The sequence below is a fragment of the Sphingobium sp. DEHP117 genome, assembly GCF_030867385.1.
GTDB lineage: Bacteria > Pseudomonadota > Alphaproteobacteria > Sphingomonadales > Sphingomonadaceae > Sphingobium.
Map to the genome: position 1 here is coordinate 815,938 of NZ_JAPFBJ010000001.1, position 23,418 is coordinate 839,355.

The 23,418-nt window shown below is 63.5% G+C and carries 25 protein-coding genes; 15 read left to right on the top strand and 10 right to left on the bottom strand.

Translation table 11 applies throughout. The features are described 5' to 3' along the window. The first annotated feature begins 13 nt into the window (after positions 1-13). The 7 genes from aspS to OOT33_RS04095 all read left to right on the top strand — a co-directional run bounded on the left by aspS (position 14) and on the right by OOT33_RS04095 (position 6,144). On the top strand, positions 14-1,795 hold the full coding sequence (aspS, locus tag OOT33_RS04065; RefSeq protein ID WP_307748733.1) for an aspartate--tRNA ligase: 1,782 nt from the start codon (positions 14-16) through the stop codon (positions 1,793-1,795). 51 nt (positions 1,796-1,846) lie between these two features. Beyond that, a complete protein-coding gene (locus OOT33_RS04070; RefSeq protein WP_307748734.1) occupies positions 1,847-2,218 on the top strand; it encodes a DUF6364 family protein in 372 nt (123 codons plus the stop codon). Next, on the top strand, positions 2,215-2,598 hold the full coding sequence (locus OOT33_RS04075; protein ID WP_307748735.1) for a PIN domain-containing protein: 384 nt from the start codon (positions 2,215-2,217) through the stop codon (positions 2,596-2,598). Before OOT33_RS04070 ends, OOT33_RS04075 begins: the two co-directional genes overlap by 4 nt. Before the next feature lie 10 nt (positions 2,599-2,608). Continuing rightward, positions 2,609-3,400 carry a polyphosphate kinase gene (locus OOT33_RS04080; RefSeq protein ID WP_307748736.1) on the top strand — a complete coding sequence of 264 codons (792 nt, stop codon included), beginning with the start codon at positions 2,609-2,611 and terminating at the stop codon, positions 3,398-3,400. Between the two features lie 74 nt (positions 3,401-3,474). Then, positions 3,475-4,197, top strand: a complete 723-nt coding sequence (epsC, locus tag OOT33_RS04085) for a serine O-acetyltransferase EpsC (RefSeq protein WP_307748737.1) — start codon at positions 3,475-3,477, stop codon at positions 4,195-4,197. Then, positions 4,197-4,538, top strand: a complete 342-nt coding sequence (locus OOT33_RS04090) for a DUF2794 domain-containing protein (RefSeq protein WP_307748738.1) — start codon at positions 4,197-4,199, stop codon at positions 4,536-4,538. The genes epsC and OOT33_RS04090 overlap by 1 nt, the downstream gene beginning before the upstream one ends. A 163-nt stretch (positions 4,539-4,701) precedes the next feature. Then, positions 4,702-6,144 (top strand): porin, encoded by a 1,443-nt coding sequence (locus OOT33_RS04095; protein ID WP_307748739.1) that lies wholly within the window; start codon positions 4,702-4,704, stop codon positions 6,142-6,144. A gap of 22 nt (positions 6,145-6,166) precedes the next feature. Here OOT33_RS04095 and phoB read toward each other — a convergent pair whose 3' ends face one another. The 7 genes from phoB to OOT33_RS04130 all read right to left on the bottom strand — a co-directional run bounded on the left by phoB (position 6,167) and on the right by OOT33_RS04130 (position 13,527). Continuing rightward, positions 6,167-6,865, bottom strand: a complete 699-nt coding sequence (gene phoB, locus OOT33_RS04100; RefSeq protein ID WP_307748740.1) for a phosphate regulon transcriptional regulator PhoB — start codon at positions 6,863-6,865, stop codon at positions 6,167-6,169. Positions 6,866-6,879: 14 nt separating this feature from the next. Then, entirely contained in the window at positions 6,880-7,569 is a 690-nt protein-coding gene (phoU, locus tag OOT33_RS04105) for a phosphate signaling complex protein PhoU (RefSeq protein ID WP_307748741.1), read from the bottom strand. A 29-nt stretch (positions 7,570-7,598) separates the two neighbouring features. After that, entirely contained in the window at positions 7,599-8,369 is a 771-nt protein-coding gene (gene pstB / locus OOT33_RS04110) for a phosphate ABC transporter ATP-binding protein PstB (protein ID WP_307748742.1), read from the bottom strand. Positions 8,370-8,376: 7 nt separating this feature from the next. Continuing rightward, complete coding sequence (pstA, locus tag OOT33_RS04115; protein WP_307748743.1) at positions 8,377-9,651, bottom strand: phosphate ABC transporter permease PstA; 1,275 nt, start codon at positions 9,649-9,651, stop codon at positions 8,377-8,379. Beyond that, entirely contained in the window at positions 9,648-10,979 is a 1,332-nt protein-coding gene (pstC, locus tag OOT33_RS04120) for a phosphate ABC transporter permease subunit PstC (RefSeq protein ID WP_373690522.1), read from the bottom strand. The genes pstA and pstC overlap by 4 nt, the downstream gene beginning before the upstream one ends. A gap of 113 nt (positions 10,980-11,092) precedes the next feature. Beyond that, a complete protein-coding gene (locus OOT33_RS04125; RefSeq protein ID WP_307748745.1) occupies positions 11,093-12,154 on the bottom strand; it encodes a substrate-binding domain-containing protein in 1,062 nt (353 codons plus the stop codon). A 92-nt stretch (positions 12,155-12,246) separates the two neighbouring features. Further along, on the bottom strand, positions 12,247-13,527 hold the full coding sequence (locus OOT33_RS04130; protein WP_373690523.1) for an ATP-binding protein: 1,281 nt from the start codon (positions 13,525-13,527) through the stop codon (positions 12,247-12,249). Positions 13,528-13,602: 75 nt separating this feature from the next. Between OOT33_RS04130 and OOT33_RS04135 the strand changes: the two genes are divergently transcribed. The 4 genes from OOT33_RS04135 to OOT33_RS04150 are packed head-to-tail and all read left to right on the top strand — an operon-like array spanning position 13,603 to position 16,197. After that, positions 13,603-14,046: a hypothetical protein gene (locus OOT33_RS04135; RefSeq protein ID WP_307748747.1), complete on the top strand. Its 444-nt coding sequence runs from the start codon at positions 13,603-13,605 to the stop codon at positions 14,044-14,046. Positions 14,047-14,051: 5 nt separating this feature from the next. Further along, positions 14,052-14,357 carry an HPr-rel-A system PqqD family peptide chaperone gene (locus OOT33_RS04140; RefSeq protein ID WP_307748748.1) on the top strand — a complete coding sequence of 102 codons (306 nt, stop codon included), beginning with the start codon at positions 14,052-14,054 and terminating at the stop codon, positions 14,355-14,357. Beyond that, positions 14,342-15,208 (top strand): HprK-related kinase A, encoded by an 867-nt coding sequence (locus OOT33_RS04145; RefSeq protein WP_307748749.1) that lies wholly within the window; start codon positions 14,342-14,344, stop codon positions 15,206-15,208. Before OOT33_RS04140 ends, OOT33_RS04145 begins: the two co-directional genes overlap by 16 nt. Further along, on the top strand, positions 15,205-16,197 hold the full coding sequence (locus OOT33_RS04150) for a nucleotidyltransferase family protein (protein ID WP_307748750.1): 993 nt from the start codon (positions 15,205-15,207) through the stop codon (positions 16,195-16,197). Before OOT33_RS04145 ends, OOT33_RS04150 begins: the two co-directional genes overlap by 4 nt. Here OOT33_RS04150 and OOT33_RS04155 read toward each other — a convergent pair. Further along, positions 16,194-16,859, bottom strand: a complete 666-nt coding sequence (locus OOT33_RS04155; protein WP_307748751.1) for an HAD-IA family hydrolase — start codon at positions 16,857-16,859, stop codon at positions 16,194-16,196. The genes OOT33_RS04150 and OOT33_RS04155 overlap by 4 nt on opposite strands. 163 nt (positions 16,860-17,022) lie before the next feature. Between OOT33_RS04155 and glmU the strand changes: the two genes are divergently transcribed. The 4 genes from glmU to trxB all read left to right on the top strand — a co-directional run bounded on the left by glmU (position 17,023) and on the right by trxB (position 22,084). Then, positions 17,023-18,318, top strand: a complete 1,296-nt coding sequence (gene glmU, locus OOT33_RS04160) for a bifunctional UDP-N-acetylglucosamine diphosphorylase/glucosamine-1-phosphate N-acetyltransferase GlmU (protein WP_307749291.1) — start codon at positions 17,023-17,025, stop codon at positions 18,316-18,318. 34 nt (positions 18,319-18,352) lie between these two features. Beyond that, positions 18,353-19,183, top strand: a complete 831-nt coding sequence (locus OOT33_RS04165; protein ID WP_307748752.1) for an AIM24 family protein — start codon at positions 18,353-18,355, stop codon at positions 19,181-19,183. 35 nt (positions 19,184-19,218) lie between these two features. Beyond that, a complete protein-coding gene (glmS, locus tag OOT33_RS04170) occupies positions 19,219-21,042 on the top strand; it encodes a glutamine--fructose-6-phosphate transaminase (isomerizing) (protein ID WP_307748753.1) in 1,824 nt (607 codons plus the stop codon). Between the two features lie 76 nt (positions 21,043-21,118). Then, positions 21,119-22,084: a thioredoxin-disulfide reductase gene (trxB, locus tag OOT33_RS04175; RefSeq protein ID WP_307748754.1), complete on the top strand. Its 966-nt coding sequence runs from the start codon at positions 21,119-21,121 to the stop codon at positions 22,082-22,084. Between the two features lie 9 nt (positions 22,085-22,093). On the opposite strand, the gene OOT33_RS04180 is transcribed toward trxB, so the two are convergent. Together OOT33_RS04180 and OOT33_RS04185 are read right to left on the bottom strand one after the other, a co-directional pair. Beyond that, positions 22,094-22,390 carry a phosphopantetheine-binding protein gene (locus OOT33_RS04180; protein ID WP_307748755.1) on the bottom strand — a complete coding sequence of 99 codons (297 nt, stop codon included), beginning with the start codon at positions 22,388-22,390 and terminating at the stop codon, positions 22,094-22,096. A gap of 16 nt (positions 22,391-22,406) precedes the next feature. Further along, complete coding sequence (locus OOT33_RS04185) at positions 22,407-23,411, bottom strand: GNAT family N-acetyltransferase (RefSeq protein ID WP_307748756.1); 1,005 nt, start codon at positions 23,409-23,411, stop codon at positions 22,407-22,409. Positions 23,412-23,418: the final 7 nt, after the last annotated feature.

Consider the following 23,418-nt stretch of genomic DNA (forward strand, 5'->3'; position numbering starts at 1 on the left):
AGAAACGAGCCTCATGCACGCATATCGCACCCATACCTGCGCCGAGCCGCGCCCCGCCCACGCCGGAGAGATTGTTCGCGTGTCCGGCTGGGTGCACAGAAAGCGGGACCATGGCGACCTGGTGTTTATCGATCTGCGCGATCATTATGGCATGGTGCAGATCGTCACAGAGGTGGACGGGCCGGTCTTCAAAGTGATCGAGGGCTTGAAACCCGAGAGCGTGGTGACGATCACCGGCAAGGTTGTGGCGCGCGCCAAAGAGGCAGTGAACCCCAACCTGCCCACCGGAGAGGTGGAAATTCGCGCCGAGGATGCCGTGGTGCTGTCCGCCGCCGCGGAGCTGCCTCTCCCTGTTGCGGGCGAACAGGAATATCCGGAGGATGTGCGCCTGCGCTATCGCTTCCTCGATCTGCGGCGTGAGACGTTGCATGCCAACATCGTCAAGCGCACCAGGATTATCTCTGACATGCGCCGCCGGATGGAAGGCGCTGGCTTCACCGAATATTCGACCCCGATCCTGACGGCGAGCAGCCCTGAGGGCGCGCGCGATTTCCTTGTGCCCAGCCGCATCCATGCGGGCAAATTTTATGCGCTTCCGCAGGCGCCGCAGCAGTATAAGCAGCTGCTGATGGTTGCGGGGTTCGACCGTTATTTCCAGATCGCGCCGTGCTTCCGCGATGAAGACCCGCGCGCGGACCGTCTGCCGGGCGAGTTCTACCAGCTCGATCTCGAGATGAGCTTCGTCACACAGGAAGACGTGTGGAATACGATGGAGCCGGTGATCGCGGAAGTGTTCCAGGCGTTTGCTGACGGTAAGCCGGTGACTCCGGCGGGCAGCTTCCCCCGGATTCCCCACGCCGAGGCAATGCTGAAATATGGCTCTGACAAGCCTGACCTGCGCAATCCCGTGCTGATCACGGATGTGACCGAGCATTTCGTCGGCTCCGGCTTCGGCATCTTTGCGGGCATCGTGGAGGGCGGCGGCGTGATCCGCGCGATTCCTGCTCCCGGCGCGGGCGCGGGCAGCCGCAAGTTCTTTGACGACATGAACCTCTGGGCGCGGGGCGAGGGCTATTCCGGCCTCGGTTACATCAATATCAAGGATGGCGAACCGGGCGGCCCTATCGCCAAGAACCACGGCCCGGAAGCAACCGCCAGGCTGATCGAGGCGCTGGGCCTCGGCCCCAATGACGGCGTGTTTTTTGCGGCTGGCAAGGAGGCGCAGGCGGCGAAGCTGGCTGGCCTCGCGCGCATCCGCGTCGGCGAGCAGCTGGACCTGATCGACAAGGACCGGTTCGAACTGTGCTGGATCGTCGATTTCCCGTTCTACGAATATGACGAGGACGAGAAGAAGCTCGACTTCGCGCACAACCCGTTCTCGATGCCGCAGGGGGGCATGGAGGCTCTCGAGGGCAGCGATCCGCTGTCGATCAAGGCCTATCAGTATGACATGGTCTGTAATGGCTACGAGATCGCCTCCGGCTCGATCCGTAACCAGCACCCGGACCTGATGGTCAAGGCGTTCGAGCTGGTCGGCCTCTCGAAACAGGATGTCGAGGAGCGCTTCGGCGGCCTCTATCGCGCGTTCCAATATGGCGCGCCGCCGCACGGCGGCATGGCGGCTGGTGTGGATCGCATCGTGATGCTGCTCTGCGGCGCGCAGAACCTGCGCGAGATTACGCTGTTCCCGATGAACCAGCGCGCGGAAGATCTGCTGATGGGCGCGCCGTCTCCGGCGGCCTTAAAGCAGCTGCGCGAGCTGCATATCCGGGTAGTGGAACCACAAAAGGGCTAACCCCACCCGGTTGCACTTGCAAATCTGTGAAACTGTGATACTGTGACGTTCATGAAGAACGTCACCATATCGCTCGACGATGAAACCCACCGCAATGCCCGCATCCGCGCGGCGGAGATGGGCACGTCGCTCTCCGCGCTGGTGAAGCAATATCTCGAATCGCTGGGCGATGCGTCCGGTGCGGGCTCACAGGAGGTGCGGGACATGCAAATGGGATATAAGGCCATGCCTACCTCCATGGAGAAGCCGGAGGGGCCGCCCTATTGGGTGAATGGCAAGAAGGTGTTCACGCCAGACGGCAAAACGCGCCAGCCCGGTGCGCTACGGGGCAAGATCCATATGGCGGATGATTTCGATGAGACGCCAGAGTGGCTGATCGACGCCTTCGAGGGCAAGAACACCGATCTGCCCTGGCCCGAATGAGGCTGCTCCTCGATACGCATGTGCTGCTGTGGTGGCTGCAGGACAGTCCGCGTCTCGGCCCCACAGCCCGCAGGCTAATCGGGGACAGCCGCAACTATCTCGCGATCAGCATAGCCTCGCCGTGGGAGATTTCCGTCAAGCACCGTATCGGCAAGCTCGATGACAGCGGCGCGGCGGTAATCGCACAGCTGGACGCGATGGGGATGGAGTTGATCGGCCTCACGCCCGCGCATCTTGCCGTGCTGGAAGGCTTGCCTGCGCATCACCGCGATCCGTTCGACCATATGATCATCGCGCAGGCGAAGGCCGAGGGGATGACGATCATGACGGATGATGCCATCATTCCGCGCTATTCCGTTCCTTGCGTGGGTGTGGAATAATGGCGGTGATATGACCATCTCCCTCTCCGATTACGAAGCCGGTCTCGATTTCGATGGCGATTATGATGCGGCGCTTTCTGATCTACAGGACCGGCTGGAGCGCATTCAGACCGCGCATATCGTGCATGGCCGGCGCAGCGTCATCCTTTTCGAGGGGTGGGACGCTTCGGGCAAGGGCGGCATCATCAAGCGCCTTACCGCTACGCTCGACCCGCGCTATTATCAGGTCTGGCCGATCGGCGCCCCCAGCGAGGAGGAAAAGGATCATCATTTCCTCTGGCGCTTCTGGCGTCGCCTGCCTTCGGCGCGCAATATCGGCATATTCGACCGCAGCTGGTACGGCCGCGTGCTGGTGGAGCGGGTGGAGGGCTTCTGCACCGAGCGCGAGTGGAAGCGCGGCTATGACGAGATCAACGAGTTCGAGGCGCAGCAGATCGACAGCGGTACCAACATCGTAAAGCTGTTCGTCCATGTGACTCAAGAGGAACAGGACAAGCAGCTCGCCGAGCGGCTGGATGATCCATGGAAGCGATGGAAAACGGGGGCGGAAGACTATCGGAACCGTGCGCGACGGGCGGATTATCTCGAAGCGATGCACGAGATGTTCCGCCTCACCGACACTCGCTGGGCTCCCTGGACGGTGATCGATGGCAACAATCGCAAGGCGGGGCGCATTGCCGCGCTGACAGCCATCGCAAATGCGCTCGAAAAATATGTGCCAATGACCATGCCGGATGCCGATCCCGCCGTTGTGGCACTGGCGCACGAGGCTTTCGGATACCGCAAACCCGACGCCGAATAGCGTTCACTTTCGTCCGGACTGGAAAATTCCCGGGAAATGTGCTATATAACCGCTTGAACTGAGGGAAGTGTGCCATGCTGGGCGGGTTGATAGCGTATCTGGATTCGATAAAAGCGCGTGATCCCGCGCCGCGCTCGCGTATGGAGATTTTGCTATATCCCGGCGTGTGGGCGGTGTTCTGGCATCGGATTGCGCACCGCCTTTTCAGAGCGCGGCTCTATTTCCTGGCACGTTCGGTCAACCACCTCGCACGGTTTCTGACCGGGAACGACATTCACCCAGGCGCGAAAATCGGCCGCAACCTCTTTATCGACCATGGCTTCACCGTCATCGGGGAGACAGCGGAGATCGGCGACAATGTGACGCTATATCAGCATGTTACGCTGGGCGGTACGGATCCTGCCAACGGCATAGGTGGCAAGCGCCATCCCACCCTTTCCGACGGCGTGATCGTTGGTTCAGGCGCTCAGGTGCTGGGGCCGATCATCGTGGGTCCGCGCGCGCGGGTCGGGGCCAATGCGGTGGTCACGAAAGACGTGCCGGAGGGCGCGACGATGGTGGGCATCCCGGCGCGGCAGATGCTCGTCGATGTCTCGGCCTATCAGCGCGATTTCGTACCCTATGGCACTCCGTGCAGCGAGGTGTTCGATCCGGCGACGCAGAAGCTCGAAATCCTGCAATGTGAGGTGGAACGCCTGACAAAGCTGATCGCTGAGCTGAAAAAGGAACGCGATCTCAATCAAGAAGGTGGTGCGCTGTTTCGGGGTGATGAAGCCGAGGAGCGTGGTTGCGCCTGATGGGCGAGATCACTCCGTTTCCGCAACACAGGCAACCGGGGCAGACCGGTTTTGAGCGGCAGGAGCTGTCGCGCATCATGGACCTGTATGGCCGTATGGTCTCCGCCGGCCACTGGCGTGACTACTCGATGAACTTCGACAAGGATGCAGCCGTGTTCTGCGCTTTCCGCCGCGCCGCAGAGAGACCCGAATATCGCATCGAAAAGCGCCCTGCGCTGCGCAACCGGCAGGGCATGTGGGCGCTGATCGGCGAGGCGGGCGCGGTATTGAAGCGCGGGCAGGAGTTGGCCGGAGTGCTCGCGCCGGTCGAGCGCAAGCTGGTCAAGCTGATAGATCAGTAGCGTTGGCCAGTGGCGTCTCGTCTGCGGGATGAATAAAAATAACTCTACCTTAGTACTTGACATATGATTGTCAGCGTTTCACTGTCATGCAATCGGCGCGAAACGGGCAATATGGTGTAGCGATGTTGGAACTACCGCGTCAAACTGTTGACGGAGGCACCCAATGACGCTTCGTATCTCGTTTCCCGTGGCCCTGTTGCTCGGCTGCTCCGTGTTCCCAGCAACCGTCAAGGCGCAGGCCATCAGCGCGCGGGAGGCCGCGGCGCTGCGAGCGGAGATGACGGCGTTAAGGGCGCAGGTAGAGGCATTGCAGGCGCGCCTTGATGAGGCAGAAAGCGGCGCGGAGACGGCCGCTGCCAGCGCTCAGTCCGCAGCCGCCACCGCCGAACGCGCCTCGACCAACGCGCAGAAGGCGGTCGAACTCGCACAGAAGGCTCCCACGATCAAGTTCAAGGGCGCGCCGGAGATCAGCGACGGCAAGGGCTGGTCGTTTAAACCACGCGGCCGCTTCCAGTGGGATGTCGCCAGCGTCAACGCCCCTGACGGTGTCAACAATCCCGGCTTGGGTTTTTCCAACAAGGTGCGGCGGCTGTATCTTGGCTTTCAGGGGACGATTCCAGGCGGATTCGGCTATCGCGTGGAAACGGATATCGCCAACAGCACCGTGACGTTGACGGATGTCTACCTCACTTATGATCGCGGGCCATTCAACGTCACGCTCGGCCAGTACAAGCCTTTCGGCTCGCTCGATGAGCTGACGAGTGATCTTGATACCAGTCTCATGGAGCGCGCGGCGTTCGTGCAGGCCTTCGGTTTCGAGCGGCGTCTGGGCCTCGGCTTCGGCTATGCCAAGGGCGATGTGGTGGCCAATGCGGGCGTGTTCACCGATGACATCAAGGCGCTGTCCGGCAACAACACCGGCACGACCGTCAACGGAGACGCGAACAACAGCTATAGCGTCGATGGCCGCATCGCCTGGATGCCGAAGCTCGACAAGGTGCAGCTGCATGTCGGCGGCTCGGTGCACCTGCGCGACATGAACAATCTTTCGACCACCAACGTTACCTATCAGGCCCGCCCCGGCACTGGCACTACTGACGTGCGTTTCATTTCTGCTGGCGGCAGGAGGGTGAGCAAGGAGTTCGGCGCGGGGTTGGAGCTGGCGGCGATTTCCGGCCCGCTACACGTCACCGGCGAAGCATACTGGTTCCGCCCCGAGCTGGTATCGAACGGCAGGAACGCGCAATTTTTCGGCGGCTATGGCGAGGTCGGCTATATGCTGACGGGGGGCGATACTCGGCCCTACAAGAAAGGCACCTTTGGCTCGGTTTCGCCCGTCAAGCCGGTGGGCAAAGGGGGCTTCGGCGCGGTGCAACTCGTGGCGCGCTATGATTATCTCGATCTCAACGACCCGACGCGGGCGATCCAGGGGGGTACGCAAAAGGGCTATTATGCGGGCGTCAACTGGTGGCCGGTCGAGTATATCAAGTTCATGCTCAACTATGGGCACATGGATTACAGCAACGCGACCCAGGTGGATACGACGAACGGCGACCGCAGCTATGGCGTCGATACTGTAGCCGCACGCGCTCAGCTGAGCTTCTGACAAGGGTTATGGGAAGCGGCCTTTAATGCGCCGCTTCAGAATCCAGCGCGTATCCGGCCGAACGCACGGTGCGGATGATATCCCTGCGCCCGCCGACGTTGATCGCCTTGCGCAGGCGGCGGATATGCACATCGACGGTGCGCAGCTCGATGTCGCTGTCATGGCCCCACACGCTGTCGAGCAGCCGCTCGCGCGAGAACACCCAGCCCGGATGCTCCAGGAAATGCTTGAGCAATCGATACTCGGTCGGCCCCAGCGGGATCATCTGGCCCGCCCGGCGCACCTTGTGGCCCACGGTATCCATTTCGATGTCCGAAAAGGTCAGCGTCTCTCCTGCCAGCGCCGGTCGCACGCGGCGCAGCACGGCGCCCACCCGCGCCACCAGCTCACGCGGGGAAAAGGGCTTGGTGACATAGTCGTCCGCCCCGGTCTCCAGCCCCCGCACCCTGTCCTCTTCCTCGCCGCGGGCGGTGAGCATGATGATCGGCACATTCGCGGTGTTGGGGTTTCGGCGCAGGCGGCGGCAGACCTCTATGCCCGACAGGCTCTCGACCATCCAGTCCAGCAGCACGATGTCCGGAATGCGCTCCTGCGCCAGGATCAGCGCCTCCTCGCCATCCACCGTGTGCGAGACCTCGAAGTCTTCCTTGCGGAAATGCCAGGTGACAAGCTCGGCGAGGGCGGCATCGTCCTCGACCAGCAGCATATGGGCGCGGCTCATGCAAAAAGCTCCGTTCAGCTTTCGATTTTAACGTCCTTGTCGCGCTCGGGCAGATATTCCCCGGTCGCGGCATAATAGACCATCTCGGCGACGTTGGTGGCGTGGTCGCCGATGCGCTCCAGGTTCTTGGCGATGAACAGCAGGTGCGCGCACTCCGAAATCGTCTTGGGGTTCTCGACCATGTAGGTCACGAGTGTGCGGAAGATGCTGTTGTAGAAGCTGTCGACGACCGAATCGCGCGCAATCACCGCTTCGGCGAGCAGCGCATCGCGCGCGGAGAAGGCATTGAGCGCATCGCCCACCATCTCGCTAGCCACCTGCGCCATCGAGGGCAGAAGCGAAATCGGCTCGATCGTCCGATGATCGCCGATCTTGGGCACGCGCTTGGCGATGTTTTTGGCATAATCACCGATGCGTTCGACCACGCCGACGATCTTCAGCGCGGCGATCACCTCGCGCAGGTCGTCCGCCAGCGGCGCGCGCAGGGCGATGATCTGCACCACCAGCCGCTCGACCTCAGACTCCAGCGCGTCGATGCGCTCGTCACCGAGCACGACTGCCTTGGCTTTCTTGGTATCCTGCTCGACAAGGGCGGTCATCGCCTCATCGATTGCGGTTTCCACCCGTCCGCCCATCTCGGCGATAAGGCCGCGCAGGCGGTTGATGTCTTCATCAAAGGCTTTGACAGTATGCTGTTCGGCCATCGTTCATTCCTCCAGCATGGCAAAAGGGTTCAGCCGTAGCGGCCGGTGATATAATCCTTGGTGCGATCCTCGCGCGGATTGGTGAAGATTTCGGATGTCGAGCCATATTCGACCAGTGTTCCCAGGTGGAAGAAGGCGGTGCGTTGCGAAACGCGCGCGGCCTGCTGCATATTGTGGGTCACGATCACGATGGCATAGCGGCCGCGCAGCTCGTGGATCAGTTCCTCGATCTTGGCGGTAGCGATCGGGTCGAGCGCGGAGCATGGCTCGTCCATCAGGATCACTTCCGGCTCCACCGCAATCGCGCGGCCGATGCACAGGCGCTGCTGCTGCCCGCCCGACAGTGCGGTTCCGCTGTCCTTGAGGCGATCCTTCACCTCGTCCCACAGGCCTGCGCGCCGAAGCGACGATTCGACGATCACGTCGAGGTCCGCCTTGGCGCTGGCGAGGCCATGAATACGCGGGCCATAGGCAATATTGTCATAGATCGACTTCGGGAACGGATTGGGCTTCTGGAACACCATGCCGACACGCGCGCGCAGCTGAACCACGTCCATGCCGGAGGAATAGATGTTCTCGCCATCGAGCGTGATTTCGCCCTCCACCCGCGCACTCGCCACCGTGTCGTTCATGCGGTTCAACGTCCGCAGAAACGTCGATTTGCCGCAGCCGGAAGGGCCGATGAAGGCGGTCACGTTGTCGGTATCGACATCGATCGAGACATTCTGGATCGCCTGCTTCTCGCCATAATAGACGTTGACGTTGCGGGCGCTCATCTTGGGTGGGGTGGGCTGTGACATAAGCGCGTTACCAACGTCTTTCGAATTTGTTGCGGAGGTAGATAGCGATGCTGTTCATGCTGAGCAGGAAGAGCAGCAGCACGATGATCGCGGCGGAGGTCTTTTCGACGAAGCCTTTGCTGACTTCATCCGACCACAGGAAGATCTGCACCGGCAGCACGGTGGCGGGGTCGGTGATGCCGCCGGGCGGGCTGGCGATGAACGCGCGCATGCCGATCATCAGCAACGGCGCCGTCTCGCCCAGCGCGCGGGCCATGCCGATGATCGTGCCGGTCATGATGCCCGGCAGCGCCAGCGGCAGCACGTGGTGGAAGACGACCTGTATCGGCGATGCACCGATGCCGAGCGCCGCGTCGCGGATCGAGGGGGGCACCGCCTTGATCGCGTTGCGCCCGGCGATGACGATCACGGGCATCGTCATCAGCGCCAACGTCAGGCCGCCAACGAGCGCGGCTGATCGAGGCAGGTGCAGAACGTTGAGGAACACCGCGAGGCCGAGCAACCCAAAGATGATCGAGGGCACCGCCGCAAGGTTGTTGATCGACACTTCGATCATGTCGGTCCAGCGGTTGCGGGGCGCATATTCCTCAAGATAGAGCGCCGCAAGCACGCCCACCGGAAAGCTCAGCAACAGCGTTACAGCCATCGTCAGCAGCGACCCCTTGAACGCGCCCCAGATGCCGACCTGCGTCGGGTCCGTACCGTCGCTGGAGGTGAGGAAATCCCAGTTGATCGCGCGGCTTGTCAGTCCTGCCTTCTCCAGCCGGGCATAAGCCGCTTCGGCGGCAGGCTGGCCCTCGGATTTCGCCGCGACGTCCAGCTCGGCCGAGGCGGGCAGGTGGAGCGTCACGCTCTTTTGCAGGATCGCCGGGTCCGCCTTCACCGCATCGCGCACCACCAGCCATGCGCCGGGTGCGATCCACGCACCGTCCTTGCCCAGCGCGCTGGTGGCCGCCTGATCCGTCAATGCCTGCCAGTTGACGCTGGAGAGCACTGCCTCTGCCCCTTCGCCGCGAAGGCTGGCGGGGTCGATCACGATCGGCGCTTTCGGGAAATCAACACGCACCGCAATCTCGGTGCGCGTAAAGCCCCCCAGGCCGCCGCTCAACATCGAGATCATCAGATAGGCCAGGAACCCGGCGGACATCAGGATCGCCGCGAGACCGATGCGGCGAAAGCGACGCTCGGACGCATAGCGCGAGGCTATGCGCTTGCGCATGGCATCGCCTTTCCAGTCTGTCGGCTGGCGGCGCAGCGCGTCGGGCGAAACAGGCGCGTTCATTCGTAAGCCTCGCGATAGCGCTTCACAACCTGAAGCGCGACGATGTTGAGCAGCAGAGTGACGACGAACAGCACCAGGCCGAGCGCGAAGGCGGCGAGCGTCTTCGCGCTGTCGAACTCCTGATCGCCGGTCAGGAGCTGGACGATCTGCGTGGTGACGGTGGTTACGCTGGCGAACGGATTGAGCGTGAGGTTGGCGGCAAGCCCTGCGGCCATCACCACGATCATCGTCTCGCCGATCGCGCGGCTGACAGCGAGCAGCACGCCGCCGACCACCCCGGGCAGCGCGGCGGGGATCAGCACCTGCCGGATCGTCTCACTCGTCGTCGCACCCATGGCGAGGCTGCCGTCACGCATGGATTGCGGTACGCTGTTGATGCTGTCGTCCGCCATCGAGGAAACGAACGGAATGATCATCACGCCCATGACAAGCCCCGCCGCCAGCGCGCTTTCCGAAGAAGCGTTGTGAATGCCGATCCATGCCGCAAAATCGCGCATGTTGGGGGCGATGGTGAGCGCTGCGAAATAGCCGTACACCACCGTGGGCACACCGGCGAGCACCTCCAGCATGGGCTTCAGCCAGGCACGCGCGGCCGGCTTGGCATATTGGGTGAGGTAGATCGCGCTCATCAGGCCCAGCGGGATCGCGACGAACATCGCGATGATCGCCCCGATGAAGATCGTGCCCCAGAACAGCGGCACCGCGCCAAACGCGTTTTCATTGCCATATCCCATCGCGGCGGACTGTGGCGACCATTTGAGGCCGAACAGAAAGTCGAGCGGGCTGACCATCGAGAAGAAGCGCAGCGATTCCCACAGGAGCGAGCCTACGATGCCCACGGTGGTGACGATGGCGATCAATGAAGCGAGCAGCAGCGCGGACATCACCACCCGCTCCACCTTGGTGCGCGCTCTGAAATCCGGACGGATGCGCGTGAAGGCGAAGGCGCCTCCCGCAAGAGCGAGCATCAGCGCCGCGAGCGCGCCGCCGAGCGAATAGAATCTGTTGGCGGAGCGATATGGCTCGATCAGCGCGTTGGCACGAGGGTCGAATGCCGCCTGCGCATTGCCCTGCGCGATGTTGCGCGCCTCGCTGAGAATGGCGGAGCGACTCATCGCGTCCATCGGCAGCGCGGCGGCGGCCGGATCCTGCAGTACACGGCCGGTCACGAGGCCGGGCATCACGTTGGCCCAGATGGCGAGGAACACTAGCGCCGGTCCCAGTACCCAGAGCGCTGCATACCAGCCATGATAGGAGGGCAGGGAATGAAGCAGCGGACGTTTCCGGGAGCGATCGCCGGTCTGTGACGCAGCCGGGGCCAGCCGCATAGCTTTGGCGCGCGCAGACAGCCAGGCGATCAGCCCCAGACCCAAAATCAGCGTGATGATTGCAACCCCGTTCACGTCGCCCGATTCCCTTTTTGTTTGATGGGCCGGCTCTATTATTTCAGGTCGCTGCCGTCCATCGCCGTCAGTGACTTGGCGACCTCGGCATTCTTGGCGCGGGTCTCGTCCGTCGCAGCGACCATGCCGCGCTTGGCGAGATATCCACCCGGCTCCCAGGCCTTGGCGAACTCGGCGACATATTGCTGGAGGCCGGGAATGGCCTGCAGATGCGCCTTCTTCACATAGATATAAAGGGGGCGCGCGCCCGGATATTTGCCGCTGGCAACATTGTCATAGGTTGCCTCGACGCCGTTCAGCGGAATGTCCTTCAGCGTCGTGCGGTTTTCCTCGAGGAAGCTGAAGCCGAAGATGCCGACGCTGTTCGGGTTCGCGCCGAGTTTGGAGACGATGAGATTGTCGTTCTCGCCCGAGTCGACATATTTCCCGTCCTCGCGCACGCGGGTGCAGGTGGCCTTATAGGCCTTCTCGTCCTTCTCCTTCAGTTCCTTCATCGCCGGATCACTCTGGCAGCCCTTTTCGAGGATCAGCTCTGCCAGCGAATCGCGCGTGCCGGAGGTAGAGGGTGGGCCGAAGACCGAGATGGCGACCTTGGGCAGGCTGGGGTCGACATCGGCCCAGGTCTGCGTCTTGTTCTCGCCCTTGCCGAACGGATTGGCGGCCAGCGCCTTATACACCAGCTCCGGCGTCAACTTGAATCCGGGGCCCTTGTTCGATTCGGCGAAAGCGAGGCCGTCGACACCGATCTGGATCTCGACGATTTCCTTGACGCCATTGGCCTGGCAGCTCTCAAACTCGCTCTTCTTCATCCGGCGCGAGGCGTTTTCGATGTCGGGGTGCTGTGGGCCCACGCCGGCGCAAAACAGCTTCATGCCCGCGCCCGTGCCGGTCGATTCGACGATGGGGGATTTCATGCCCGCATTGTTCTGAACAAACTGCTCGGCAACGGCGGTGGCGAACGGATAGACGGTTGAGGAGCCGACCGCGCGAATCTGGTCACGCGCGCTGCCGCCGCCACCGGTGCTCGCCTGATCCTGACAGGCCGTGAGCATCGTCGCACAGGCAAGGGCGGATACGGCGAAAACTGCTCTTTTGCTCATGCTTATCTCCTCAAAAAGCGGCGTGGCCGGTCCCTTGGGAACGGGGCCATAACGGTGCTTGATGCACCCATTGTGACGGTTTGATTGCAGTTTTATGACAATGTCTCTGGCGCGCTGTTTTCGGTGTCCTTACCGTCCCGTTCGTCGCTGCGATCCGCCTGCGGCAACAGCACCGAGACTGTGGTGCCCTTGCCCATCACGCTCGCGATATCGAGCCTGCCCCGATGCCGCTCGACGATGTGCTTCACGATGGCGAGGCCAAGGCCCGTGCCGCCCAATGCGCGGCTCCGGCCCGAATCGACCCGATAAAAACGTTCGGTCAGGCGGGGCAGATGGTCTGGCGGAATGCCTTCGCCCTCGTCGCTGACCTCCAGCCGGATCATCCCCGGTTCCACGGCGCGCGCCTGCACCGTGATGGGCGTACCAGGCCGGCCATATTTGGCGCTGTTGCTCACAAGATTGTGCAGCAGCTGGCCGATCTGGAGGCGGTCGCCCTGCACCGGGGGAAGATCGTCACCGATGGCCGAGACGATATCGCCGCCGCGCTCGCCCAGATTCTGGCGTGAAACGGAAAGCACTTCGGCGATGAGATCGGGCATCGCGATCATCTCCGTCGGCAGGCGATGCTTGTCCGCCTCTATGCGCGAGAGCGACATGAGGTCATCGACCAGCTGCCGCATCCGCCTCGCTTCGCTCTCAAGGATGGAAAGGAAGCGCGCCCGCGTTTGCGCGTCGCCACCTGCGTTGGGGTCCTGAAGTGTCTCTATGAACCCCAGGATTGCAGCGAGTGGCGTTCGCAGCTCGTGGCTGGCGTTGGCAACGAAATCGCCGCGTGCCCGCTCGGCGGCATGAAGGTCTGTCTCGTCGTCGAGAAAAACGAACAGGCGCTGGCTATCGAGCGGGATGATTCGCATGGCCCAGCGCTGCGCCCGCGTCCCCAGCCCGACGATGTCGATCTTCGTGGGAGCGGTCAGAGCGTCCGCACTGGTAAGGCGCTCCGCCGCAGCCGGGTGGCGGATGGCGATGCGCACGTCCTCGCCCAGTATATGCTGGCCGAGCAGCTTGAGCGCGGGAGAGTTCGCGGTGAGCACGCGTCCGCCGGCAATGATCAGAACGGGGGCATCCAACCCATGGATGATGCTGCGAAAGGCGGGCAGGTCCACATAGTCTTCCCGTGGGCTTAGCTTCTCCGCCGGGGGTGGAGGGGCTATATGCTCCTCCTCCGGATGAAGCATCAGGAAGGTCAGAACCAACGAGCTCGCTACCAATATCGCGATAACGTCCAGCCCCGCGCCCACGATCAATGCCGCGCCGATGGACACCAGTATCACCGTCAGCGCGGTGGCAAGCTGAAGGCTCCTGCCCTGAATCATCATGTGCACTCTGGATTATTCTAAAGAATATTGCGATGGAATGATGACAGTTTTGTAGAGGGCGGGTGGGACAATATGAGCGAACGCAAGCCGGACGACGCCGAGGCGCTGCCGCCCACGCAAGAGCAGGCGGAAACCTCGGCACCCGGGCGGGAGGTCGCAAGGCGCAGATTGCTGCTCGGCGGTGGGCTGGCGGCGGCTTCGGCGGTCGTGTCGGTCCGCCCCGCGCTGGCGCAGACGGCGGCCTCGGTTTTGCATTGCCAGATTCCGGTTCCTGATCCCTCAAGGGCCGGTCAGGCAATCGCCGCCGATGGCACGATAGTGCCCGCCGGTACGCAAGGATCGTTCCCCGCGAGCGGGCGGCCGTTCACCGGCGAAGAGGTGAAGGCGGCGCTGCGCGGTCGCACGCTGCCGGGCACCAGCTATGAGCAGAGCCGCGCCTACCTCAATTATATCCGCCGCCTGCAAAGCGGGACCAGCGGCTTCACCTGCTACGCTTCGTTGCAGATGCCGCGCTGACGGTGATGGCAGCGGCAGGCGCGCAAGGCTATGCGCGGTGCGCGGAAGGGGGGCTGGTCTGGCGCGAGCTGGATGGCCTGGTGCTGGTCTATCACCGCCCCTCCGGGCAGACGCACATGCTGGCCTCGCCGCTGCCGGAGATCATGGCAGCGCTAACGGACAATCCACAATTGCCCTCAGCTTTGTTGGCCCATCTTTCCGAAGCATATGATCTGGCCGATGATGACGATGGGCTTGCCGCGCTCGAATTGCACCTCGCGGAGTTGACGGCTCTCGGGCTGATCAGGAGCGCGCCATGCGCCACGCCCTGACGCTCGGAATAGGCCCCGCGACCTTTCGAATAGGCTCCGAATGGGGCCAACCCATCGACCAGCTAAGCGCGCTCTATGCTGCCTACCCACAGGACGCCGCAGCAGTGGCGGACTACACGGTGCGGCTTGAGCCTGCCGGGCCTTTGCGGCGCTGGTGGCGGCCTTCGGTGCGGATCGCGGGGGACCATATGCTGCCCGATGCCGCGCCGATGGCTCTGCGCCATGGGCTGCTCGCCGCCGAGATGGGGATGAACCTGCAAATGGCGCTGGGGTGGCGGCGGCATCTGCTGATCCATGCCAGCAGCGTCGAGAAAGACGGTCGGGCGCTGGTGATGACCGGCGAGTCCGGATCGGGCAAGTCCACGCTCGCGGCGCTGCTGGGCGAGCGCGGCTGGCGTTTCATGGGTGACGAATTCGCCCTGCTCGATCTGTCGGACGGGGGCGTGCACCCCTTTCCGCGACTCGTATCCCTCAAGAATGCCGCGATTGAAGCGATGCGCGCTGAAGTGGGGGACAGCGCGCGCTTCGGTCCGTTGCTGGAGGATACGCCAAAAGGCGCGATCCGGCATCTCGTGCCGCCTGCCGATGCCATTGCCCGCATGCGTGAGGCGGCCGTGCCCGCCCTTCTGCTGTTCCCGCGCTATGGCGTCGCGCGCGATGTAAGGCCGGTGGGGCAGGGGGAAGTCTTCATGCGCCTGACGCAGGCGTCCACCAACTATGTCGCGCTTGGGGAGGAGGGGTTCGAAGCGCTGCACCGCTTCGTTACCGAGGTTCCCGCGCTGGCGATCGATTATGAGAGCGGCGACGAGGCCGCTGCCATGATCGACGAGTTGTGGAGCGCATTGCCATGAGCGCGCGGGCGCTGGTGGCGCTGCTCCGCGATCCCGTCCGCGCGAGTGCCTTGGCCGAAAGCGAGTGGAACGGAATAATCTCCGCCGCCCGCGCAGAGCGCCTGCTTGGCACGCTCGCCGTGCGGCTGGAAGGCGTCGATGTGCCCGATCCGGTGAGCGCGATCCTTGCGGATGCTCAGCTGGACGCCGAGCGGGAAAAACGCATCGCCTTGTGGGAAGCGAACCGCGCCGCCGCCGCCCTCGCACCGCTTGGGCTGGAGCCGATCCTGCTGAAAGGCGCCGCCTATGCTGCGGCCGGGCTGCGGGCCGGGAAGGGCCGGATGATCGGGGACCTCGATATTCTCGTGCCGCGAGATCGGCTGGATGAGGCGGAGGCCGCTCTGCTTGCCGCCGGGTGGGAGTGGGTGAAGCCGGATCCCTATGACGACGCCTATTACCGCCGCTGGATGCACGAGCTGCCGCCGCTGATCCATCGGGAGCGTGACCGGATGATCGACGTCCACCACACCATTCTCCCGCTCACCGCCCGGCCCCGGCCAGACGCGGCGGCGCTGATCACGCAGAGTGTGGAGCTCGGTGGCGGGCTGCTGGTGCTGTCACAGGAGGACAGGGTGCTGCACGCCGTCGCGCATATGATGGCGGACGGAGATCTTTCAGGAGGTTTGAGAAACCTGTGGGATATCCGATGTCTGCTTGCCGATATTGAGGATAAATCGGCACTAGATCGGCGCGCGGCGCATCATGGATTAACTGCCCATCTGGCGCGGGCGCGGCGGCTCGTGGCCCATGTCTATGGTGATGGCCTGCGTTTGACCTTCGCCGACCGTCTCTTCGTCCGCCGCCTTCTGTCCCGTGACGCGTGGGGGCAGGACAGCCGCAAATGGCTCGGCCTCGCCTTCTACATCCGTTCGCATCTGCTACGGATGCCGCCGCTCATGCTGATGCGGCATTTGTGGACGAAATGGCGAAAAGGCCATCGGCCTGCCTAGGCCTCCCACGCCTCCAGCATCGTCACCAGATCATCGAACCGATGCAAGATCGCGTCCGCGCCTAACTCTGCGCTCACATCCACAAACCCGAAGCTCACGGCGATGCTCGCCATTCCCGCATTCTTCGCCCCGTCTATATCGTTCGACGTGTCACCCAGAAACACGCAGCGCCCGCCACCCGCGCGCCGAACCATTTCGTGCAGGGGTTCGGGATGCGGCTTGGCTTTCCCCACGGTGTCGCCGCCTACGATCGCGTCGAACACCGGCTCCAGCTTCAGCGCGCGCAACAGCGGCAATGTGAACCGCTCGAATTTGTTGGTGCACACCGCGAGCTTCATTCCCCGCCCGCGCAGTTCCGCCATCGCTTCCGCCGCGCCGGGGTAAAGCCGGGTGTGATCGGTCAGATGCTCCTGATACCAGGCCATCAGCACGGGCGTGAGCTGGTCCAGCAGGTCCGGCGTATAGTCGCCCGATGCCTTCAAGGCCCGCTCCAGCATAACGCGCGTGCCTTTGCCGACGAAACGCTTGATCTCGTCCACCTCGTGCGGCGGCAGGCCGACGGTGGAGAGGGTATAGTTCACGGCGGCGGCAAGATCGAGGCTGCTGTCCACCAGGGTGCCGTCAAGGTCAAAACCAACGATGTCGAAAGGAATTTGTGCCATCGCCGCGCCCATGCCTTCAGAGCTGTGGCATTGGCAAGCCAAACATGGCAGAGGGGCGATGCATGTGTGGTGTTTTGCATGAGGTCGGGTGACGGGCGTGAGCGAATATTCGGAAGCGAGGCCGCTGGCCGTCATCATTCTCGCGGCTGGGCAGGGCACACGGATGAAATCCGGCCTGCACAAGGTGCTGCACCCCATTGCCGGGCGGCCGATGCTGATGCACCTCCTCTCCACCGTCGAGGCGCTGGGCGTTGAGCGCAAGGTCGTGGTCGTCGGCGCCGGGCGGGAACAGGTCGAGGCGGCGGTGGCCGGGCATGGCGTCGATATCGTCGTTCAGGCACAGCAGCTCGGCACCGGCCATGCGGTCGCGCAGGCGCATGATGCGCTTGAAGGCTTTGCGGGCGATGTGCTGATCCTCTATGGCGACGTGCCGCTGGTCCGTGCCGAGACGATGCGTGCGATGATCGAGCGACTCAACATGGCCGATGCGCCGCGCAGTGTGGTGCTCGGCTTCCGGCCTGACCATGCTGGCGCCTATGGCCGGATCATTGCAAACAATCAGGGCCTGATCAGCAAGATGGTCGAGTTTAAGGACGCCTCGGCCGAGGAGCGCGCGGTGACCTTGTGCAACAGCGGGCTGATGGCCGTGCGGATGAGCGACCTGTTCATCCTGCTCGATCAGATCGGCAACGATAACGCCGCAGGGGAATATTATCTGCCCGATATCGTGATGCTGCCCGGCAGCCAGAGTGCGGTGATCGAGACCGATTCGGACGAGGTGGCGGGCGTCAACAGCAGGATCGAGCTGGCGGCGGTCGAAGCGCGCTGGCAGGAGCGTCGGCGCGAGGAGGCAATGCGCGAGGGCGCCACGCTGATCGCGCCGGAAACCGTATTTTTCGCGCATGATACGGTGCTGGGCCGCGATGTGGTGATAGAGCCGCATGTGGTGTTCGGGCCGGGCGTCGTGATCGAGGATGGCGTGACGATCCACAGCTTCTCGCACCTTGAGGGCGCGGTTGTGCGGGGCAGTGCACAGATCGGCCCGTATGCGCGGCTGCGGCCCGGCGCGGACATCGGCAAAAAGGCGCGGGTCGGCAATTTCGTCGAGGTCAAGAAGGCGAGCCTTGGCGAGGGCGCAAAGGCCAACCACCTGTCCTACATTGGCGATGCGTCGGTAGGGGCGGGCGCGAACATCGGCGCAGGCACGATCACCTGCAACTACGACGGCTTCCTCAAGTACAGGACCGAGATCGGCGAGGGCGCGTTTATCGGCTCCAACAGCGCGCTGGTCGCCCCCGTGACCATCGGCGAGGGCGCGATCGTCGGCGCGGGCAGCGTGGTAACGCAAGATGTTTCCGCAGATGCGCTGGCGCTGGTTCGCGCGCCGCAGCAGGAAAAGTCCGGCTGGGCCGCCCGGTTCCGCCAGATCATGCAGGCTCGCAAGGCCGCGAAATCCTGAAACCCCCAGTCTCATTCGTTTCGAGGAGTATCTGATGCAAAACAGCCCGTGGAGCCACCAACGGAAAGCCGGCGTGGCAGACGATATCGACTTCGAGATCAAGGGGCAGGAGCTCCAGTTCCTTGAGGTGGAGCTGGATCCGGGCGAAAGCGCCATATCCGAAGCGGGTGCGATGGTGTGGAAGGACGCGGCCATCGCAATGAGCACCGTGTTCGGCGATGGCAGCGGCGGCGCGGACCAGGGTTTCATGGGCAAGCTGCTCGGCGCGGGCAAGAGGCTGGTGACGGGCGAGAGCCTGTTCACCACCGTCTTCACGCATCAGGGCCAGGGCAAGGCGCGCGTCGCCTTTTCCGCTCCCACGCCGGGCGCAATCCTTCCGCTCAAGCTCGATCAATATGGCGGCACGCTGATCTGCCAGAAAGACAGTTTCCTGGCGGCGGCGAAGGGCGTGTCGATCGGCATCGCCTTCCAGCGGCGGGTGATGACCGGCCTGTTCGGCGGCGAGGGTTTCATCATGCAGCAGCTTACCGGAGACGGCTGGGTTTTCGTGCAGATGGGCGGCACGGTGGTAGAGCGGGAGCTGGCGCCCGGCGAGGAGATCCATGTCGATACCGGTTGCCTTGCTGCCTATACCGCCAATGTCGACTTCGATCTGGTGGCGGCAGGCGGCATCAAGTCGATGCTGTTCGGCGGCGAAGGCGTGTTCTTCGCGCGGCTGCGCGGGCCGGGACATGTCTGGGTTCAGTCGCTCCCCTTCGCGCGGCTTGCCGGGCGGATGCTGGCGGCGGCGGGCAGCCGGGGCGGGCAGAATCGCGGCGAGGGATCGGCGCTCGGCAGCCTGGGCGATCTCATCAGCGGCAACTGAACGGCAGCAAAACTTGAAATCGAAGGCTTGAAACGATGTGCGGCATTATCGGGATTGTGGGGAAGGAAGATGTCGCGGAGCGGCTGCTGGATGGCCTGAAGCGGCTGGAATATCGCGGCTACGACAGCGCGGGCATCGCCACCGTCCATGACGGCGCGATCGAGCGGCGGCGCGCCGAGGGCAAGCTCGGCAATTTGTCCAAGGAGCTGCGCGACGAGCCGCTGCCCGGCATCATCGGCATAGCGCACACCCGCTGGGCGACGCACGGCGCGCCGACGACCGCCAACGCCCATCCCCACGCCACGCGCGAAGTGGCGCTGGTCCATAATGGCATCATCGAGAATTTCAAACCGCTACGCGAGGAGTTGATCGCGCGCGGGCGGCATTTCGATAGCCAGACGGATACCGAGGTCGTCGCGCATCTGGTGAGCGAGAAGATCGAGCAGGGTGCCTCGCCGGAGGAGGCTGTGCGCGATGTGCTGCCCCGCCTGCATGGCGCCTTTGCGCTCGCCATCCTGTTTCGCGCGCATCCTGACCTGCTGATCGGCGCGCGCCTCGGTTCGCCTCTGGTGGTGGGCTATGGCGAAGGGGAAACCTATCTGGGTTCGGACGCGCTGGCGCTCGCGCCGCTGACGCAGAAAATCGCCTATCTGGAGGAGGGCGACTGGGTGGTCGTTACCCGGGCGGGTGCGCGTATCTTCGACCGTGACAACAACCCCGTCGAACGCCCCGTCACCGTATCCGGCGTGTCGGGCGCGATGATCGACAAGGGCAACCACCGCCACTTCATGGCGAAGGAGATTTACGAGCAGCCCGTCGTCGTCGCCCAGACGCTGCGCTCCTACCTGCGGCGCATGGAAAATCAGGTGTCGCTCCCCGATATGGATTTCGACCTGGGGCAGGTGAAGCGCGTGACGATCGTGGCGTGCGGCACGAGCTATTACGCGGGTCTGGTGGCCAAATACTGGTTCGAGAAGTTCGCGCGTGTGCCGGTTGACATCGATGTGGCAAGCGAGTTCCGCTATCGCGACCCGGTGCTGGAGCCGGGCGGGCTTGCGCTGTTCATCAGCCAATCCGGCGAAACGGCGGATACGCTCGCCGCCCTGCGTCACGCCCGGGCGCAGAATCAGATCATCGCCGTCGTCGTCAACGTGCCGACGAGCAGCATGGCGCGCGAGGCCGACCTGCTGCTGCCTACCCATGCCGGGCCGGAGATTGGCGTCGCCTCGACCAAGGCGTTCACCTGCCAGCTTGCCGTGCTTGCTGCGCTCGCCGCCAATCTGGCGCGGGCGAACGGCAGGCTGAGCGCTGAGGAAGAGGCAGAGATCGTCTGGCACCTTTCCGAAGCGCCCGCCGCGATGAACCAGGCGCTTTCTCACGATGCGGAGATCGAGGCGATGGCGCATCTGGTCGCGCCTGCGCGGGACGTGCTCTACCTCGGGCGTGGACCGGATTATCCGATGGCGCTGGAAGGCGCGCTCAAGCTCAAGGAGATCAGCTATATTCACGCCGAGGGCTATGCGGCCGGAGAGATGAAGCATGGCCCGATCGCGCTGATCGATGACAACGTGCCCGTAATCGTCATTGCCCCATCCGGCCCGCTGTTCGAGAAAACCGTCTCCAACATGCAGGAGGTGCAGGCGCGCGGCGGCAAGGTGGTGCTGATATCCGACGCGGAAGGCATAGCGCAGGCGGGCGAGGGCTGCATGGCGACGATCGAGATGCCAAAGGTCCACCCCTTGATCGCGCCGCTGGTCTATGCGGTGCCGGTGCAGCTGCTCGCCTATCATGTCGCGGTGGCGAAGGGCACGGATGTCGATCAGCCGCGCAACCTCGCCAAATCGGTTACGGTGGAGTGACAGGCCTGTTACCTCTTGCGATCCAGCCAAGCGAACCTATTTCGATCAAGAGATTCGTACGATCGAGGGGCAGGCAATGACCACCACGAAACACACACGCATGTTGATTTTGGGCTCGGGCCCCGCCGGTCTGTCCGCCGCGATCTATGGCGCGCGCGCGGGGCTTGCGCCGCTGGTGGTGCAGGGCATGCAGCCTGGTGGCCAGCTGACGATCACGACGGATGTCGAGAATTACCCCGGCTTTCGCGAGGTCATCCAGGGCCCGTGGCTGATGCAGGAGATGCAGGCGCAGGCCGAGCATGTCGGCGCCGAAATGGTGTGGGACCAGATCGTCGATGTGGACCTGTCTCGCCGTCCGTTCCGTCTCACGGGCGATGGCGGCAGCGTCTATACTGCGGACACGCTGATCATCTGCACCGGCGCGCAGGCGCAATGGCTGGGCGTGGACGGCGAGCAGCATCTCTCTGGCAAGGGCGTATCGGCCTGCGCCACCTGCGACGGATTTTTCTATCGCGGCAAGAAGGTCGTGGTGATCGGCGGCGGCAATACGGCGGTGGAGGAAGCGCTCTACCTCACCAATCATTCTTCCGACGTGACGCTGATCCACCGGCGCGACAGCCTGCGCGCGGAAAAGATCCTGCAGGAGCGCCTGTTCGCCCATCCGCATATCAAGGTGCTGTGGAACAAGCGGGTCGAGCGTTTCGTCGGCGGCGGTGATCCCGAGGGGCTGGTCGGCGTCGACCTCGTCGATACACTGACCGGCGAGGCGTCGCATGAGCCGACGGAGGGCGCGTTCGTCGCTATCGGTCACAAGCCCTCGACCGAGCTGTTCGCGGGCAAGCTCCCGCTCGATAACGGCTATCTGGTTGTCGAAAAGGGCGGATCGAAAACTGCGATACCGGGCGTGTTCGCCGCTGGCGATGTTGCCGATCAGGTCTATCGCCAGGCGGTAACGGCGGCGGGCATGGGCTGCATGGCCGCGCTGGATGCCGAGCGTTTTCTCGCCGAAACGGAGTTCGAGGCGGCGCAGGCGGCGGAGTAAATCTCGCCGTTACCGCCGGGTGGCGAGCTTGCCGTCCACGAAGGCGGCCAATGTACCGAACGTCTCGAAGGTTTCGCCGTCTACATCGTCGTCGTCGATCACGATTCCGAATCGGTCCTCGATTTCGGTCAGCAGGGTGGCGACGGCCATCGAATCCAGTTCCGGCATTGCGCCGAACAGCGGGGTGTCCGCCTCCAGCCCTGCCGCTACGTCTTCTGCCAGCGCCAACACATCCCGCAGGCAATCGCGCAACCGCGCATCGACCGGGTCTGAGTTTACGCCTGATATCTGAGAATTATCGCGCATGGGCGCGCCTCTATACTCAAGCGGGGCGGCGGACAAGCTGGGAAATGCGGGTGCGCAACGCTGGCCACCATTGCGCAGGCTTGCGCGGGTCAAAGCAATCGAGCCTCAGCATCGGTCGCGTCCGCTCCATCCAGTCGCGCTTGTAGGCATTGTCACCCGTGCCGTAGTCGATGCGGGAAACGTGCTCATTGTCGATCATGTGGCCGAACATGTGGTGGCTCAGCAACGTGCCGGGGGAATGCATATCCTCCGCATTGTCGTGCGCGATCTTGTGAATGCACGCGGTACCGCCTTCGATCGTCCAGAGCTGCGCGGCGACCGCGCGGCCGCCCTTCCGCGCAATACCCAGCCGCAAAGCGCCTCGCTGTGCGGCCTCATGTGCGATCGCGTGAACCATGGCAGGATAAGGCTCGGCGTTCTTCCAGCTGGCGCCATAGACGCTGCAATACTCGTTCCACAGGCCATCACTGATCTGCGTGTGGATTTCAAAGTCATAGCGGCGGGCGCGCCCCTTGCGCTTCACCGAAGCACGAAGGGCACCGGGGCGATTCCGCCAATAGGATGCGAAATTCCGCCCGGCCAGATCGACGATATGATTGCTTCCCTGCGCGGTCAGCAGCGCGATCCACCCCGCGGAGGCGAAGGCGCGCCGCAGCATCTCGGGCATGGCATCGCCATCATTGTCGATGAGCGGATAGAGACTGACCCTCCCCGCCGAGCCCCGCAGCCTCGCCGCGATTTCGCGCACCAGTGCCTCGCGCGTGGCCACATCCGCAACGCCCTCCACTATCGGCGCATAGGAGAAGCTGTAATAATTGGCGAGCGCGCTCAAATGGCCCGTTTCCGCTTCGCGCACCAGAGGTAGCGCACAGCGCGCGCCATTGGTCTGCGCCTCGGGTATCAAAAGCTCCTGCCCGGCAAAGCAATGCTGCGCCAGCATGTCGAACCAGCCGCGCAGGGCAAAGCCAGTTGCGTCGCTATCGTCTTTCCGTGGCGGGGAAATGTCTCTATCCCGGTTCATCGTTCCA